Below are 17,658 nucleotides of genomic sequence, written 5' to 3' on the forward strand. Positions count from 1 at the left end.
CTTTAATGCCAGTGGTATGTTTTCGGAAACCCGTCACCGCTTTTTTACTGCCCGACCCCGTCTCTTGAAATAACTGCTATGGTTTCTAGAACCCTGTCATCATCCTGTGACCCACCAGCGCCACAGTGTTCAAGCGTGTCACTTCAATGGGATGACTTCATTCACGCCAACCCAGGGACTGAAATGCAAAACACTGTATCGCGAGCACTTGACGTTTGTGACCTGCCTGCAGAGTATCGCCGTACTCGTCAACACACTGAGGCTATTGTGCAGCCACTGGAAGTTGAGGATACGGTGGTGCAGCCCGCAGCCTTCGTCAGCCCGCCTAAATGGCATTTAGCTCACACCACCTGGTTTTTTGTCAATTTCTTGCTTCAGCCACACAACGTCCACTGTCCCTGGCCCAGCGCTGACTACCCGCTGTTGTTCAACTCCTACTACAAGTCCCAGGGCAACCATTGGCAGCAGGCACAGCGCGGTGCGTTATCCCGCCCCACTCTGCGAGAAATTCTGCAGTTCCGCCATCAGGTCGACGCCATCATGATCGACTGGCTCAACCGCTTTGACGGAGATATCCCGCCACAGATAACCGAAGTTTTGCGCCTCGGGCTGGCCCATGAGCAACAGCATCAGGAATTGCTGTTAATGGACATCAAATACATTCTCTGGAGCAATCCCGGACTGCCCACTTACGCCACGTCCGATTATTTATCGTCGGCACTGCGCCTCCCGGCCGTTACCACTGCGCTCCGTTCAGAGCCTTCATCAAGCTGGCAATCGACCTGTGGCATTTACGACTTTGGCGTTAACCGCGACGAGCTGGCTTTTTGTTTTGACAACGAAACGCCCCGACACAAACAGTGGCTGTCGGCTTTTCGCATAACCACCGACCTGGTCACTAATGGCGACTACCTGGATTTTATCAGCGATGGTGGCTATGTTCGCCCCGAGTACTGGTTAAGCGAAGGTTGGGACTGGGTTCAGGCTGAAGCCATGCGCAGCGAAGCACACACTCGTGATACGCACACCCCACTGTATTGGCTACAGCGCGACGCGCAGTGGTTCGAATTTGGCTTGGACGGGCTGCAACCGTTGTCACTCAATGCACCGGTGATGCACATCAACTTTCATGAAGCCTACGCTTATGCACGTTGGTCAGGCAAACGCTTACCCACAGAATATGAATGGGAGCTGTTTGCGCAACACACCCATTTACTGACATCGAGAGCCTGCCAGCCAGTGTGGCAATGGACTGCGTCGCCCTACAGTGCCTACCCCGGCTACCGGGCAGCGCAGGATGCGTTTGGTGAATACAACGGTAAATTCATGATCAACCAGATGGTGTTGCGTGGTGGCTGCAGTGTCACACCAGCAGGACATGCCCGCATCAGCTACCGCAACTTTTATTACCCCCACCAACGCTGGCCCTTCACGGGGCTGAGGCTGGCCGAGGACGCTGACTAAATAAAACAACAGGCGCACGCCGCCCGCTTAAACATAAGGCCAGGGTTAATGACCAACAGTTTAACGACTGATGTTAACTGCTCACTTTAGCTATCCGTTTCAGACATGAGGACACGCTCAGTATGACAACCTCCATTCGAACTGCCACGACCAGACAGCCCAACCCGCCTCCCGCCGATCAGTTTTCCCTGGATGTGATTGAGGGCTTAAGTCGGCCGCAAAAAAAATTGTCGAGTATGTATTTGTACGACGACGCAGGCAGTCAATTATTTGACCAAATAACCGAGCAACCTGAATATTATTTAACCCGCACCGAACTGGAAATTATTCGTTCATACGGTGCCCGCTTCTTTGCACATCTGGGTAACGAAGCATTCAATCTGTTTGAACTTGGCTGTGGCAATGGCGACAAAACGATTGCCCTGTTCAAACAGCTACAAAAAGCCCAGCAGCACTGCCTGTTTTACCCCATCGATATTTCACAATACGCCATTGACGGATTAATGCGGAGGATTCATCAGGCGTTTCCCTTACAGCGTATTGACGGGCAGCAGGGTGATTATCAACAGCTGCTCCCGCGACTGAAATCAGTGGGCCTGCACAGCAAAAATGTGGTGCTGTTTCTCGGTTCAAATATCGGTAATTACAGCAGCCAGGACGCGGACAGTTTGCTGCAGGACATCTATCAGGGACTGAACCCCGGCGACCTGTTATTGATGGGTCTGGATTTAACAAAGGATTATCAAACCATGCTCGCCGCTTACAACGATGAACAAGGCATGACCCGACAATTCAATTTGAATTTACTGCAACGCATGAACCAAGAACTGGGCGCTGACTTTGACTTAGGCAAGTTTCAACATTACGAGATTTACAACCCGCTTGAACAGGCCATGCAGAGTTTTCTGGTGGCCACCGAACACCAAACAGTGACCTTCAAGCAATTAAACTTCCAGGTTAACTTTGATGCCCATGAAGCTCTGTGGGTGGAAAGCTCACACAAATATGGACTTAAAGAGATTGATTCCATGGCCCGGCGAAATGGCTTTGAAGTCGTCCGACATTACACCGATTCCCGGCAACAGTTTGTCGACTCACTTTGGCAAAGGCTTTAATCGGTCAAGGTGGTGGACAGCCGCCAACCAGGTTGAGGGCCTGGAGCCCAGATATTATTGATTCTTTTGCCAGTCGATGAAGACCTGTTCCAAAGCGCTGACATCGGGAATCAAAAGCTTCTCACCGCTGAGCATCACATACATGCGCTCCAACGCGCGACAGCTTAAGCCCTCGGCCTCTGAAATATCTTCTTCCGTGACACGCACCAGCTTCGGGATCCCCTGGGTTGGCAAGGCGATAAAAGGCAGATCGTCACTGACCCCGGTATTGTTGAAAACCGCCATGCGGCTTTTAGGCTGAATTTCCGGCACCCCTTCACCACTTAACACCTCAAAGGACAACAGAGGCACCTTCAGGTCCCGCCACTCGACAAAACCCAACAACCAGTCCGGCGCTCCGGGCACCGGTTCAGGTTCACTATAGGCAACCATTTCTGCCACCGTCACCGTAGGCGCCAACAAGGTGCGCCCGGCGAGGGGAATCATCAAACTTGGCACTGCTTCCAACGCCTGTTGCTCAATGGTTTTGATTGCACTTTCCATGACCCTACCTATTTCGCTGTTAACTCAATGAAGTCGTTTATTCGCTTAAGACTGAAGATGTTGGGGCTGCATATACTCACCCAGTCGCTCTGCCAGCTCTGCCGGTGTCGCCACCACGGAAACCACTTCCGAGGCAATGACCATGTCCGGCATGGACGCCACGGTACAGCTGGAAGGGTCCTGAGCCCAAACCTGGCCGCCTTGCTGATAAATCAGTCTGGCCCCGTTCGCACCGTCATTCCCCATACCGCTGAAGACGATGACATTACAGCGCGCGCCAAAGCAACGAGCCATATTGGCAAAAACCTGATCAATCGACGGACTGTAACAACCCGGCCAGGATTCGGAGCGAGCCGTCACGGTACCGTTGCTGAAAAAGTCCATCCACTGATCGTTTGCAATGATTGCGGTGGCTCCGGCTTTTAATACGTCGCCGTCGGCGAGTGGGTAAGCGGGATAGGCACTATTGCGATTCAACATGTCCACCAACGACTGCTCAAAGCCCACATTCATGTGCTGGACATAGACAAAACCGATGTCCAGCTTGTCGGGCAGAGCCTTAAAAAAATCTCTGACGGCTTCTGGCCCACCCGTGGAGGCGGCCAACACCCAGATATTCTCTGCCACCGCAGCAGGGTGCTGAGCCAAATTAATGGCACCCTGTAATTGTTGCAGCTTTTTCAGTACTCGCCGGCGCCAGGCATCATAGCCCTCGTCACCAGGGTGAGAATGCTTGCCATCGTCAATCATCACCGGCTGTGTCAGCTGCTCCAGCCAGCCGTCAACCGCAGCTCCGCAATCGCCTTCCTGCGGCAGAATAATCAGCCAGGCGTCCACCAATAAACCCGCCAAACGTTCCCTTTGCTGCCCGAAATCATCCAGCAACAAAGTCACGGCAACTTTATGCCCACTCTCATGCACCAAGTGCCGGAGCACATTGAGCTGAGCGGCAGACTCCACCAGCAAACCGACTTGCAGCACCCGGGTCGTCATGAAGCGGCCCTCGCGGGGGCCGTCTTAACTCTATCCTTCAAGCGGCAGGCCGGCGCTCACAGGACTGGAGTCTTGATTAGCAACACCCTCAGCGTCGCCACGCTCACTGGCAAAATCATCATTACCGCTGTCATCAATCTCACCGGTGACCGCCAGAATATTCTGCAGCAGGGTGTCTTCCTGATACGGTTTACCCAAATAGCGATTAACACCCAATGACAACGCTCGCTCGCGGTGTTTTTGACCGGTACGAGAGGTAATCATAATGATTGGAATGTCTTTCAGGCGGCTGCTGGAGCGCATGTTTTTCGCCACCTCAAAACCGTCCATCCGCGGCATTTCAATATCCAGCAACATCACGTCGGGCAGTTGATCCTGCAACATCACCAGGGCATCAGCCCCATCTTTAGCGGTGATGACTTCGTAGCCTTCGCGCTCCAGGAACCGGGTGGTCACCTTCCTTACGGTAACGGAATCATCCACCACCATCACCAGTTTGACCTGTTCTTTCACTTCCGCGACCTGCGGTTTCTGCAACACGTTGGCACCGGAACTGAGCAGTGCAGCGTCCTTGCGAACCATTGCATGCGGATCCAGAATCACCACCACACTACCATCACCCATCACCGTTGCACCGGAGACACCCTGGACCAAACCAAATTGTGGTCCTAAACTTTTCACCACCACTTCGCGACTGCCCATCAGCATGTCGACCTGCATCGCGACAGCGTGTGGACCGGTACGCACCAGAACCACCGGCAGAGGCATCGCCTGACCTTCGAGCTTGGGCCTGGCATCACTGTGCAGTAAATTACCCATGTAATTTACTTTGTATTTTTCACCCGCGTACTCAAAGCGCGCCTGCTCGTCCTGATAATAATGTTCCAGCTCAAACGGACTGACGCGGACAATACCCTCGATGGCATTCAGTGGAACGGCGTAACGATCGTCACCGATACGAACCATCAGAGCGCGGTTGACCGATACCGTAAATGGTAAGCGGACGGTAAATTCCGTGCCCTCACCCCACCGGGAATTAATGCTGACCGCACCGCCAAGCTGCTTGATTTCGGAGTGCACGACGTCCATACCCACACCACGTCCCGAAATCTGGGTAACCGATTCTGCGGTACTGAAACCGGCGTGGAGGATAAACTGCATGATTTCACGGTCAGTCAGCTTCGCCTCTGCGCTCATCAAACCGCGCTCAATGGCCTTGGCGCGTACTCGCTCCAGGTTAATCCCGCGACCATCATCAATCAGCCGCAGAATAACATCGCCACCTTCACGACCGAGAGTCAGGACGATACGACCGGACTCCGGCTTGCCGGCAGCCATGCGCTGCTGAGGGGATTCGATACCGTGATCGACCGCGTTTCGCAACATGTGCTCCAGAGGCGCCACCATGCGCTCCAACACCGTGCGGTCCATTTCACCTTCGACGTTGTCCAGCTCAAAATTAACCCGTTTATCCAGTTCACTGGAGATCTGACGAACAATTCGGCGCAGACGTGGCACCATCCGGGAAAACGGCACCATGCGCGAGCGCATCAGGCCTTCCTGCAGATCGGTGTTAATGCGTGACTGCTGTAACAACAAAGTTTCCGTGTCACGGGTTTTGTCCTGCAGCGTCACTTTTAAGTCCATCAAATCCGATGCGGATTCGATCAGCGAGCGTGACAACTGCTGCAATTGGGAATAGCGGTCCATCTCCAGCGGATCAAAGTCATCCTGTTCCGCCATCTGTTCCTGACGGAACAGGATCTGGGCTTCCGTTTCAATGTCCAGGCGACGCAGCTGCTCTTGCAAACGCGCAATGGTCGCGTCCATTTCATCAATGGCATAGCCCAGCTCACTGACCTGCTCTTCCATTCGGCCACGGCTGATCGAGGTTTCACCCGCGAGGTTGACCAGCTCTTCGAGCAATTCGGCAGATACCTTGACCACTTCCTGGGGTGCGTTGCGCTTAACCTGGAAAGGTGTCGCCAGCGCGCCACCTGCCGCAGCCACCTCTTTGGAGGTACCTGGTGGTAGCTGGAAGGTGTTGTCAGCCGGCGCCGTCGACACCTTGTTCATGGCGGCAACAACCTGCTCTGCGGCGCTGGAGACCAGGTGATTTGAGTCCAACCCCGAGTCCACAGTCTTGGACGGAGTTTCTGCGATAGTCCACTCAGTATTAGCGACCTGGGCTTCAGCAGGCGCTGCCGGTACGGACGGCTGCGCCACAGTCTCAGGCTGGAAGGTCAAAGCTTCTGACAAATCCCCCTGCCCTGCCATACCGGCTTTAACCGCTTCAATGCTTTTCAGCAGTTGATCCTGATAGGCGTTCACCCGGACAAAAAAGTCTTGCGTAATGACAGCGTTTTCGGACAGATGGATCACGTCCGTTTCAAAATCGTGAGCGATGTTGCCCACCGCCGTCATTCCCGACAATCGCGCGCCGCCTTTCAGCGTATGCAAAGCGCGCTGCAGTTCTTCCGAGCAATCCATGCGGGACCAGTCTTCAGACCAATCGTGTACCGCCTGCTCAATGTCCTCCATCAGCTCATCGGCTTCTTCAAGGAAGATTTCAATAATTTCGGGATCAATGTCATCTTCGTCCGCGACATCATCCGCAGCCACGGTTCCTGTGGTTGGAAAAACGATTTCCGGTGCAACGGCTTCCGGCACGGCGTCGATAGCCCCGTCGCCATTGTCAGCAGGCATTGACGCCCCGGCTAACTCACCGGCAGTGCCGCCCGCATCGTTTACCTCAACGTTTGCCACATCAAGGGGCTCGCCCCAATCCAGGTCTGGCTCGGGGTATTCTTCAGACTGAGAGTCGTCAGCGACAACAGCCTCATTGCCCTCAAACGTCTCCCCAACTGCATAAGGTTCTGCAACCACCAGCGGCGCTGCTGCCAGATCTTCACTGACCAGCTCGTCAAGACCGCTCGCCAATTCACCATCCAGGGCGGCATCGTCAACATCAGCACGGTACAAGCCGCTTGTCTCTGCACCCACAGGCAATGCTGATTCAGCTTCCAGGTGCTGTTGCAGCTGCTGCAATTGCAGGCCCAGAAGGTCATCCATCGGCTGCAGGTTTTGACCCGCAGCCACAGCATCCACCATATCCAGCAGTTTTTCGTGGGCGGTCAACAACGTCTGAAATTCTTCCGCGCTGACGGCACTGAGGTCGTCACCTGCCACTTGATAGACGGCGGCCAGCTGACGACTGATGAAGGACATCGGCAGCAGGTTGGCGTGCTCTGCACCTTTCGCCAAGGTATTCAGTTCACGGGAAATCAGATCGATTTTATCGGGTTGAGACGGTAACAGTTGCCACTGCGCAATGATGACATCGGCATCCAGCAGCAAATTCATCTCTTCTGCCATGAAGATGGACAGCAGCTTGGGATCAACGACTTTCTCTTCCCGTTGCTCATGCTGGCGAATCAGCGGCACCACAAACAGGTCGCGCAATTCCGCCACCCGCGCCAAAAACTGCGGCAGCTTGACGATGGTGGCCATCCCCTCTGAGCGAATCTGCGCCAGGGCTTGATGCGTATAAGTCACGCCATCTTTGATCAGCTGTAAGATGTCGTCATTGATATTAACCTGATAGGTGCGCAGCTCTTTGGCAAAACGCTCCAGCGGCGTCGCCAGTTCAGCAATGTCATAGACATCTGCCATGTGCGAACTGCCTTTAAGGGTATGCAGGGCACGCTGCATCGCCTCGCTGGGCGGCGTATAAAGAGGTGCCGCCGCTTCCATCTCGGCAATGAAATCTTCTACAACACTTAAATGGCCAATGGCTTCTGAACCAAAAATTTCCCACAGGATCGCATTGGATTCGCCACTGTCATCATCTTCGTCGCTGCCGGCACCAAAACCGGCGCCATCATCCAGGCCAACGCTGTCGGAGTCAGCTACAGTGGCTGCGTTAAACGCAGACGGGCTCGGCTGCGCATAAAATGCAGCCTGATCGCGGTCCGCGTCGGCAAGGTCATTCGAGCTCGTGTCCGACGGAGCCAGTAAAGATTCTGTCGCCAGCTCTTCCAGTACGGGAATATCGTCAACCGTCAGCGCGATACTCTCTGACGCCCTTTCAGGCTCAGTCACGGCGAGGTTAACACCCTCAACCTGAGCATTAAGCGGCTCAAACTGCTCTTCTGGCAAGTCGGCAACGGTATCCGAACGATCGACGCTTTCCTCTTCAAGGATTGGCGCTGTATTGACAGGGGCGTCGAAGACCGGCGTGTCATCAGCCGTTGTCGGCGCCGCCGAGCTTGCCGAGTACCCCTGAAGGTCGGCCAGCAAGGCCTCGGGGTCATGGCCCAGGCCAATGCTCTCCGCCCAGGCCGACAGTTGTTCTGAGTACTGTGGATTGGGGTTTGGCTGTTTGTGTTCAAAGGCGTGAATAAACTCAGGCAACACCGCCCGCACACAGGTGATCAAGGTCACCTGCACGGCGTGAGGGGCAATCACCCCATCGCGAATCCGGTTCAGCATGTTCTCAACCGACCAGGCCAGCTCACCAATGTCATTGGCTCCAACCATGCGGCCGCTGCCTTTGAGGGTATGGAAAGCTCGGCGAAACTCGTTCAGAGAGTCTTTATCATCGAAGTTTTCCGACCAAAGCGGGAAGAACTCATCGATGGCTTCCAACACTTCGCCCGCTTCTTCAACGAAGATTTCCAGAATTTCATCATCGATATCATCTTCTGCTTCTTCGCGGCGGTCGGCCGCAGCAGCGCCACCCACCGAAGCCTGCGCTTCGGCAGAGTTCGAAATCACAGCCTCATCGAGTTTAACCGCGCCTTGAAGCGACTCACTATCCGTCGTCGCAGTCAGTGTATCGATTGCTCCATCAGCCGCATTGGCTGGCTCTTCAACGGTACCAGGGGACTCTTCAGCGGCATTGGGGGAGTCTTCAACGACATTGCGAGAGTCTTCAACGACATTGCGAGAGTCTTCAACGACATTGCGAGAGTCTTCAACGACATTGCGAGAGTCTTCAACGACATTGCGAGAGTCTTCCACAACATCGAGAGAGCCTTCAGCGGCATCGAGAGCATCATCAACATTACTGGAGGAAGCATCAGCTGCCCGGAAAGAGTCATCAGCATCACTGACCGAAGCCTCAACCGGCTCGTCATCAACTGCATCGGCCGGCTCATCTCCGACCGTCTGATGTTCAACCGGCAACGCATCAATCGCGACATTTTCCACCGCGGCCATTTTTTCCAGAACACTGGCGGCATTAGCGGTACTGGCACTATTGCTGGCGACAGGCGCCGCACTGCGTGCAGCATCTGTCACACCGTAACCGAGCGAGGCAATACTCTCTTCGGCCAGGCTTAACAGGACATCGTCGTCATCTTCCCGGTCCCCACTGAGGCGCTCCAGAAAGTATTCCACACTGGCAATGGCATCGGCCAGGGTATCCAGCGCGCTCCATTCCGGAGAGATTTCCTTGGTCAGTAATTCTTCCTGAATATAACGACTACAGCCCTGTAAAACAGCGGCAGGACGCGCCAAAGGAATGATCGCCAAGCCACCGCGAATCTCCTCCAGTTGCTGGGGAACGTTGGTCAGATGTGTTTTATTCCACTGGGAAGCGATGTATTCAATAATCGCATCTTTGGCCAGTTCCAGACCGTTTCTGGCTTCACTCAGGACGGTTTCCTGTGCCCGATTCAACTGTACCTGCTGGGAGTTCTGGGCCGTGGATGCCGATCTGTGGTTACCGTTGCTGGCCAGCGCTTCCAGGTGTTGCTCAATCGCCAAAATTTCATCGGCAACCGTCATCAACAGCTCATTGCTGACGCCCCCCTGACTGCTGGCGGCCTCCAGGTTTTCGATTTGCAATAAGATTTGCTTGCGCAAGTCGCCAACACTCAACACCGCCAGCGTATCCGCAACCCGTTTCATCACCGGAAGAGCTTCGCTGATCAGGGTGTCATCATTACCTGACAGCCCATCATCAAGCGCTTCTTTAATGATGGCTAATTCGTCATTCAGGGCGTTCACGACCGTGCGCATGGTTTCGGGGTCTGGGCCCGACAACATGGTGCCAGATGCATCGGTCGGAAGCTGTTCCGGCAACGCCTCATCCAGCGCATAATCGCGGCGCAAACGTTCAATACGCGAACTGTTAACCTGGCTGCGAGCCACGTAATACAACAGGTTTTTAATTAACTCTTCACGGGTATAGCTGTTGAGAGCTTTCACCCCATGCTCGGCCAACAAACGAATTTCTTTGTCCAGCTGACGCAACAGCGTTTTAACCGAAACACTGATTTCTATCTGTTCGTCGGTCAGCCCCTCAACAACCGCCTGGGCAATGTCCCAAAGCGGTTGGCGACCCGTGCCCGCAGTCAAGGTGTGGAGACGGGTAAATACTTTTTGCAGATACTGAAGATTTTCGTCAACTTTTACGCCACGAATCACACCGGCTGCGGCGTATTGATACATCTGACGAAGCTTTTCCAACACCGCTTTAAACTGAGCCGGGTTGGCCTGGGCAGGACTTTTCTCACCCATAATTTTTTTGGCGGCACTCAGATCCGGGCTAAAAAACTGACTTTCTGACAGCAGGCTGGAGCCACGCGCCGCACGCAAATCGTTAAGAATGGGCAACAGCGTACCCGGGTCATCGTTGCGTTTGGCCTTAATCTGATCAAGGTAAAGTGGCAGCTGCAAGATGGCTCGCATCAGCACTTCATGGGCTTCACCCTGGTTGCTCACATCTCCGTTCATCAAGGCCTGGGCAACGGCTTCCATTTCTTCGGCCAGCAAAGCGGCGCCAAAAAACTCCACCATTTGCAAGCTGCCATGCACCTGGTGGATATGCGTCAAACAAAAGCGAATACGGGTGGAATCCTGTGGGTTCTCCACATAAGCTTCCAGCGATTGACGTGCCTGTTTCAGCGTTTCGTCAATTTCACCGATAACCCAGTCTAAGGCTGCAAAATTACGGTTATCTGCCATCGTCAGGCATCCCCTTGATTATTCTTTTTTGTCTGACAGAGCATTCTATTGTGATCATATATGAACATAAGCCTGCACGCGCTCATCCGCGACTCGTTGTAATTTGGGGTGTGTCCAATCAACCACTTCGCCCAAACCAATCATTAAAATACCACCAGGCTTAAGCCGAGCCGCCAGTTCATTGAGGATTTCACGCCGTCGCCAGCGCCGAAAATAAATCAGAACATTCTGACAGAAAATAATATCCATTTTTACGAGAGGCATTTCACTCACTTTCATGACATTGCCGTGGGAGAAACACACTCGATCCCTGAGCTTATCAATAACCCGATAGGTTTCCCGCTCTTCATCAACGATTTTGAAGTAGCGCGCCCGCTCATCGGGGGCCACCGGCTCCAGTTTGCGTTTTACATACACACCTTCACGGGCATGCTGCAACGCCGGCTGGCTGATATCGGTAGCGGTTATGCCGTGATAAGGCTCCAGTCCGGCCAATTCAAAACAGTCATTGATAACCATCGACAGGGAGTAGGGCTCTTCACCGGTCGCACAACCCAGACTCCAGACCTCAAAGCTGTCATCCAGGCTCTGGTTATTGATGCGATTTTGTAAAAACCGACGAACGAATTCGATGGATTCACGGTGGCGAAAAAAGCTGGTCTCTTTCACCACCAGGCGATCTACCAGAATCGACCACTCCACCATGCCCTGCATACCAGCTGACACCTGGCCGTAGTACTGGGTGTAATGCTTAATACCCAGTTCACGCATACGGCGCGACAACTGAATCTGAAGAAAGCCCCGCTGGTGCGCTGACACCTGAACTCCAGTGCGAGCTTCCAGCAACTTGTTCCATTGCTCGAACTGTAAGTCAGACAATTCCGGAGCTGTTTGCAGTGACCACGCCATGCCTCAACCGTTCTCGCTCACATCAAACCGTTGATTTTTTTTCGTCGTATTCTTCGCTATCAAGAAAATCTTCTGGCAAGTCAAAATTCTCGGTGTCATCAGCGCCTTCAGACAAATCCATGCTCATGGAATCAGACAAAGCGAGCTCTTCCGCGTCAAACTCTCCAGACTCCGCGTTAGAGCCAAAGCTGTTATCCGCAGCAAACCCGCCGGCCTCGTCCATTAACGGTGCCTTAGGCATCACAGAGCTGTCATTGCTGGCTTCTTCTGGCAGCGTAAAACCGGCTACCGACTGGCGCAGATCCTGTGCCATGTCCGCCAGGTTACCAATCGATTCTGCCGTCGCCGCAGTACCCGAGGAGGTCTGTGAGGTAATTTCCTGAATAACGTTCATCGTGTTGGAAATGTGCCCCGCAGAGGAAGCCTGCTGACGTGCAGCGTTGGAGATGTTCTGAATCAAGTCTGCCAGACTGGCGGATACGCCCTCAATTTCTTCCAGTGCCACACCCGCATCCTGTGCCAGGCGAGCCCCGCGAACAACTTCCGAGGTGGTTTGCTCCATTGAGATAACCGCTTCGTTGGTATCGTTCTGAATGGTTTTAACCAGCGCCTCAATCTGCTTGGTTGCCGCCGCTGAACGCTCTGCAAGACGCTGTACCTCATCCGCAACCACCGCAAAGCCTCGACCGGCGTCACCCGCCATCGATGCCTGAATAGCCGCGTTAAGTGCAAGAATGTTGGTTTGGTCTGCAATGTCGTTAATCAGAGATACAATGTCTCCAATCTCCTGGGACGACTCACCCAGACGCTTAATCCGCTTGGAGGTATCCTGAATCTGTTCACGAATGGTATCCATCCCGTGAATCGTATTCTGTACCACTTTAGAACCGTTGTTAGCGATCGATACTGACCGCTCCGCAACCGCGGCCGATTCCGCGGCGTTGGCGGATACCTGGTCAATGGTGACAGCCATTTCGTTCACCGCCGCCGATGCTCCGGCAATTTCCTGCGCCTGGTGCTCAGAAGCCTCTGCCAGGTGCAACGCCGTTTGCTGGGTGTCCTGTGCCGCAGACGATACATTCACTGCCGTTTCGTTGATTCGGGAAACCAGAACCCGCAGTTGGTCAATGGTGTAGTTAACCGAGTCAGCAATCGCCCCGGTGAAATCCTCAGTTACCGTGGCCGTGGTGGTCAAGTCACCGTCTGCCAGGTCAGCAAGCTCATCCAGCAGTCGCAAAATTGCACTCTGGTTTCGCTCATTGGTTTGTGCCGTTTCATCCAGACGACGGCTGGTGCCGCTATAGATCTGATACGCCAGCAACAACAGACAGAGAACAACCACCCCGCCCAGGATCAGGGAGGTCATGTTGTTAGGTTGACGCTCTTCAGACAACTGATCAATACCGTCAGACAGCGCACTCAGGGCTTCCAGCAATACAGGTCCGTCATCAAGCAGCTCGTCCGCAGCTTTACGGGCTTTAAACAGCGCAGGAGACGCTTCAAAGATTTCCCGAACAGAGGAGCTTACAAATTCAAACAAATCCCCAATTTCAGTCAGGGACTCCACCGCGTCTGCATCAGTTACGCGAGAAATACTCATGGCGGCATCACCACCTTTCATCCCCTGCAGAACTTTACCGAACAAGTTAGCATCGAGGTTGAACTGGTCAGCGGCTTTATCAGCATCGCCACCACCACGCAGCATTTTATCGATATTTCGACCGATACGCTCAGCACGCCAGGACTGCATCTGGGCTACCGCCACCTGATCCGCCGGTGCGTTGTTTTCCAGCAGAATCTCAACAATATAGTTGTGCTCTGCCTGCAGCTCAGGAAGTGATTCGTTCAGGGTTGTCGCCACGTCATTCAGGAAGATGATCGTGTCCTTGTTGGTAATAATGGTATTGGCAGCAGTGCTCACTCGTTGCCAGACACCGGTATACCCCCCGATTTCTTCAGCCAATGCTGTGCGCATCGACGAGTCGCTGGAGCGCAGTTTCTTCCAGGCCGCGTCCATACTGCTGAGCACACTTTGCAGTTCTACAAAGGCCTCTTCGTTACCGGACGTGGATTCCCGAGACAGCGCTGTAACACGATAGGACAGAGCTCGCAGTTCTGCAGTGGTCTGCAGGTATTGCTGATCTCGACTCTCATCTCGCTGAACCATGATGACACTGGCTACCGTTGCCACCAATGCCAAAAACAAGGCGACAACCAGAACCGTCATGGTTCTGTTCACCCCAATGGCAGCGAAAAGATTTCTGGACTGAATTTTCATGCTACGCGCTCCTGACCGACGTTGCGTTTTTTAACCCGAAGTTTCAAGACATGTGATAAAGACATGAGAGCTTAATGACACAGTACTCTCCTGAAAGTACTGCCCCAAGCTCCAACCTTTCTACCGCGGGCTTAATTTCTAATGACTGCCATTGCTGAAAGTCAGTATTGTTGGTTGTAATTATTTCAACTCAATTTTGAGCTGCATTAAGAAACTGTGCGTCTGCACTGAGTTTGGCCGGACTGAATACCGTCCACTCTACCCCGTCATTCAGGTAGCAACCCTCACTGAAGGTCGCGGCCTGTGGATGCTCGTTGCTCACTTCGGAAGTGTAAGTATCGACCGGGAAGTGCTGCATCCCGAACACCTGATCCACCAGTACTCCGGTGTACAGGTCCTCGTTCTCCAGCACTAAAATACGTTGTTGTTTACGCGAAGAGTTGATGCGATCGCCAAAAAAAACGGCTAGATCACAGACAGGAAGAAGGCGACCACGTACATTAGCCACACCTCTGACCCACGGCTGAACACCGGGCAAACGGGTATAGTGAGGCACTTCCAGCATCTCACTCACTTCGCCCATAGGGGCCACAAAACGACGCCCCAGCAACTCAAAGCCGACACCGCTCCAATGCGGCTTGATGTCTACCTGAGACGGCAAGCCTTTGGCTGAGCGGCGGCTCTGCAGGGCAAGATTCACCAGTGTCTGAAAAGCCTGCTGTGTTTTGGCAGCCGACGGGGTGTCTGACTCCGGACTACCCGATCCGTTCTGATCATCTGACATAAATGGCGCTTTCCGGCTTAAGCCAGAACCTCGCTCATAACATCCATCAGTACTTTTTCTTCAATCGGCTTGGTCAAATAGGCCTTGGCACCCTGACGCAGGCCCCACACGCGATCCGTTTCCTGATCCTTGGTGGTGACGATGATCACTGGAATATGCGATGTCTCAGAAGCCTTACTCAACTGTCGAGTGGCCTGAAAGCCATTAAGGCCAGGCATCACAATATCCATAAGAACCACATCCGGCGTTTCCTGTTTGGCAATGGACACACCGGCCTCACCCGCTTCTGCGGTAATGACAGAATGACCATTCTTTTCAAGAATGCTGGTGAGCTTATAAATTTCGGTGGGAGAATCATCAACGATGAGTACTTTAGCCATAAAAACAACCCCCTATGTTGTCATCTATGTCGGCCTAACGGCCTGTTATTATGGGTTTTCCCCAACCTGGCTGCGCCCCACAGGGAGTGCAGTTGCGGGTCAGGCAAAACTTTAAGATGCTTTTCTGGTTTTTACGTGAGCTTCAATAGCCCCCAAAAGCTCACTTTTACTGAATGGCTTGGTGAGATACTCATCCGAACCAACGATACGTCCTTTGGCCTTATCGAACAGCCCGTCTTTACTCGACAGCATAATCACCGGAGTCGATTTGAACTCACTGTTGTTTTTGATCAATGCACAAGTCTGATAACCATCGAGACGAGGCATCATGATATCGACAAAAATGATATCGGGACGGGTATCTGCGATTTTGGCCAAGGCATCAAATCCGTCGGTTGCGGTAACCACAGAGCAGCCGGCCTTATTCAAGAGAGTTTCAGCTGTTCGGCGAATGGTTTTACTGTCATCAATAACCATCACTTTTAAGCTTTCGAGATTCACATCCATACACACTGGCCTTACGTCTTTGTTATTGCCCAGGCACCCAGGCGCCTCTGCTTTACGTCACTTTTCTGTATAACGAAGTCGGTAGCCAGGTTTACAACCTGGTGAACAACGGCTCATGCAACCAGGCATTTAACGGCCGACTACTGTTGCAACTATTGTTTCAACTACATGTTGTTTCAACTACGCTTCAAATACCTCAAGCAGTCAGGAACTTTAACCGCCCCACTGACTGAATTTTAACCACACATTTTCAACTACCCATGCTTCAATTTCACATGCTTCAATTTCACATGCTGTAATTGCGCGGGCTGGTAGCTATGCAATTGGCAATGGCCAAGTGGATAACAGCGCTACATATAACTTCTTACCCGGATAACCGCAAATAACCGTGCAAAGACTTCTATAAATCGCACTTTTTGGGCTTATACACTGGAGTAAGTACGCCAAACCCTGTTGACGTTATATAGAGCTAACTTTTTAACACACTCTTCACCTATAATCTATAAGCCTCTGAGGAAGAACAAATTTCTTAAACCTTAGTGCGCAACGTCGACCACCGCCGCCGGTTATTTTATGATCGCCTACAGTCAATCCCGGTCTTGTTTTGTTGGCGAGATTTCACTGGCCCGCGCATGGACGGATCACCCAAACTAATTCAGCAAGGTTACGGTTGCTTTACCGGCCTGAAGGTCTTACCTTACGGGCTGGATTTGCCCCTCCCGCGAGAATCTCTATGACTATCAAGCTCGGGGTCGTTATGGACCCCATCGAACACATCACCTACAAAAAAGACACCACGCTGGGTCTGCTTCTGTCTGCCCAGGCGCGCGGCTGTTCACTCTTTTATATGGAGCAGCACGACCTGTGCCTTGATAACGGCGTGCCTCGTGCAACGGTCAGCCCATTGCGCGTGTTTGCAGACCCGGAGCACTGGTTTGAACGGGATGAGTCCAGCATGGTTGACCTCGGTGATCTTGATGTCATCCTGATGCGCAAGGATCCGCCGTTCGACAACGAGTACATTTACACCACATACATACTGGAAGCCGCAGAGCGCCTGGGTACGCTCATCGTCAACCGGCCACAAAGTCTGCGCGACTGTAACGAGAAAATATTTGCCACCCAATTCCCCCAGTGCTGCCCTCCGGTTCTGGTCAGTCGCAACAGCAAACAGTTGCGTCAGTTCCACAGCCAGCACCAGGATGTCATCTTCAAACCCCTCGACGGGATGGGCGGCGAAGGTATTTTCCGCTGCAAAGCTGACGACCCCAACCTCGGCGTGATTCTCGAAATGCTGACCCAACATGGCGAGCAGGCCATCATGGCCCAGCGCTTCATCCCCGAGATTAAAGCCGGTGACAAACGCATTCTGGTGATTGACGGTGAGGCCGTGCCTTATGCCTTGGCAAGAGTGCCTGCCGTTGGTGAAACCCGGGGCAATCTCGCCGCCGGTGGCTCCGGGCTGCCACAGCCTTTAACCGAGCGGGATCAGTGGATTGTCGATCAGGTCGCACCCACTCTGAAGCAAAAAGGATTAATATTCGTAGGCTTGGACGTCATTGGCGATTACCTGACGGAAATCAATGTCACCAGTCCGACCTGCGCCCGCGAACTGGATAATGCCTACAACACGGATATCGGCGGCCGACTGATGAACGCGATTGAGCGCCATCTGAAAAACTAACGGCCAGCCAGGGGATACTCTTGCGGTGC

At 53.2% G+C, this 17,658-nt stretch carries 11 protein-coding genes; 3 read left to right on the plus strand and 8 right to left on the minus strand.

Translation table 11 applies throughout. The features are described from left to right. Positions 1-183 precede the first annotated feature (183 nt). Together egtB and egtD are read left to right on the plus strand one after the other, a co-directional pair. On the plus strand, positions 184-1,464 hold the full coding sequence (gene egtB, locus G8770_RS18935; RefSeq protein WP_167190651.1) for an ergothioneine biosynthesis protein EgtB: 1,281 nt from the start codon (positions 184-186) through the stop codon (positions 1,462-1,464). 122 nt (positions 1,465-1,586) lie between these two features. After that, on the plus strand, positions 1,587-2,579 hold the full coding sequence (gene egtD, locus G8770_RS18940; protein WP_167190654.1) for an L-histidine N(alpha)-methyltransferase: 993 nt from the start codon (positions 1,587-1,589) through the stop codon (positions 2,577-2,579). Between the two features lie 54 nt (positions 2,580-2,633). On the opposite strand, the gene G8770_RS18945 is transcribed toward egtD, so the two are convergent. The 8 genes from G8770_RS18945 to pilG form a co-directional block, all read right to left on the minus strand. Beyond that, on the minus strand, positions 2,634-3,122 hold the full coding sequence (locus tag G8770_RS18945; protein WP_167190657.1) for a chemotaxis protein CheW: 489 nt from the start codon (positions 3,120-3,122) through the stop codon (positions 2,634-2,636). A gap of 45 nt (positions 3,123-3,167) precedes the next feature. After that, complete coding sequence (locus tag G8770_RS18950; RefSeq protein WP_167190660.1) at positions 3,168-4,115, minus strand: chemotaxis protein CheB; 948 nt, start codon at positions 4,113-4,115, stop codon at positions 3,168-3,170. A 30-nt stretch (positions 4,116-4,145) separates the two neighbouring features. Then, on the minus strand, positions 4,146-11,087 hold the full coding sequence (locus G8770_RS18955) for an Hpt domain-containing protein (RefSeq protein WP_167190663.1): 6,942 nt from the start codon (positions 11,085-11,087) through the stop codon (positions 4,146-4,148). Positions 11,088-11,141: 54 nt separating this feature from the next. Beyond that, positions 11,142-11,996, minus strand: a complete 855-nt coding sequence (locus G8770_RS18960) for a CheR family methyltransferase (RefSeq protein ID WP_167190666.1) — start codon at positions 11,994-11,996, stop codon at positions 11,142-11,144. A gap of 22 nt (positions 11,997-12,018) precedes the next feature. Then, positions 12,019-14,274: a methyl-accepting chemotaxis protein gene (locus G8770_RS18965; protein WP_167190668.1), complete on the minus strand. Its 2,256-nt coding sequence runs from the start codon at positions 14,272-14,274 to the stop codon at positions 12,019-12,021. 190 nt (positions 14,275-14,464) lie between these two features. Continuing rightward, positions 14,465-15,058 (minus strand): chemotaxis protein CheW, encoded by a 594-nt coding sequence (locus tag G8770_RS18970; protein WP_167190671.1) that lies wholly within the window; start codon positions 15,056-15,058, stop codon positions 14,465-14,467. Between the two features lie 17 nt (positions 15,059-15,075). Next, positions 15,076-15,438, minus strand: a complete 363-nt coding sequence (gene pilH, locus G8770_RS18975) for a twitching motility response regulator PilH (RefSeq protein ID WP_167190674.1) — start codon at positions 15,436-15,438, stop codon at positions 15,076-15,078. Between the two features lie 111 nt (positions 15,439-15,549). Further along, positions 15,550-15,945 (minus strand): twitching motility response regulator PilG, encoded by a 396-nt coding sequence (gene pilG, locus G8770_RS18980; RefSeq protein WP_167190676.1) that lies wholly within the window; start codon positions 15,943-15,945, stop codon positions 15,550-15,552. Positions 15,946-16,678: 733 nt separating this feature from the next. On the opposite strand from pilG, the gene gshB reads away from it, so the two are divergent. Beyond that, on the plus strand, positions 16,679-17,629 hold the full coding sequence (gshB, locus tag G8770_RS18985; protein ID WP_208022376.1) for a glutathione synthase: 951 nt from the start codon (positions 16,679-16,681) through the stop codon (positions 17,627-17,629). The last annotated feature ends 29 nt before the right edge of the window (positions 17,630-17,658 follow it).

The sequence above is a fragment of the Pseudomaricurvus hydrocarbonicus genome, from assembly GCF_011602365.1.
Lineage (GTDB): Bacteria > Pseudomonadota > Gammaproteobacteria > Pseudomonadales > Cellvibrionaceae > Pseudomaricurvus > Pseudomaricurvus hydrocarbonicus.

Excerpts from the sequence above, each read along its gene's own strand:
- pilH (WP_167190674.1), bottom strand. The coding sequence starts at position 15,438 with ATGGCTAAAGTACTCATCGTTGATGATTCTCCCACCGAAATTTATAAG.
- G8770_RS18965 (WP_167190668.1), bottom strand. The coding sequence starts at position 14,274 with ATGAAAATTCAGTCCAGAAATCTTTTCGCTGCCATTGGGGTGAACAGA.
- gshB (WP_208022376.1), top strand. The coding sequence starts at position 16,679 with ATGACTATCAAGCTCGGGGTCGTTATGGACCCCATCGAACACATCACC.
- egtB (WP_167190651.1), top strand. The coding sequence starts at position 184 with ATGCAAAACACTGTATCGCGAGCACTTGACGTTTGTGACCTGCCTGCA.
- G8770_RS18955 (WP_167190663.1), bottom strand. The coding sequence starts at position 11,087 with ATGGCAGATAACCGTAATTTTGCAGCCTTAGACTGGGTTATCGGTGAA.
- G8770_RS18950 (WP_167190660.1), bottom strand. The coding sequence starts at position 4,115 with ATGACGACCCGGGTGCTGCAAGTCGGTTTGCTGGTGGAGTCTGCCGCT.
- G8770_RS18960 (WP_167190666.1), bottom strand. The coding sequence starts at position 11,996 with ATGGCGTGGTCACTGCAAACAGCTCCGGAATTGTCTGACTTACAGTTC.
- G8770_RS18970 (WP_167190671.1), bottom strand. The coding sequence starts at position 15,058 with ATGTCAGATGATCAGAACGGATCGGGTAGTCCGGAGTCAGACACCCCG.
- egtD (WP_167190654.1), top strand. The coding sequence starts at position 1,587 with ATGACAACCTCCATTCGAACTGCCACGACCAGACAGCCCAACCCGCCT.
- G8770_RS18945 (WP_167190657.1), bottom strand. The coding sequence starts at position 3,122 with ATGGAAAGTGCAATCAAAACCATTGAGCAACAGGCGTTGGAAGCAGTG.
- pilG (WP_167190676.1), bottom strand. The coding sequence starts at position 15,945 with ATGGATGTGAATCTCGAAAGCTTAAAAGTGATGGTTATTGATGACAGT.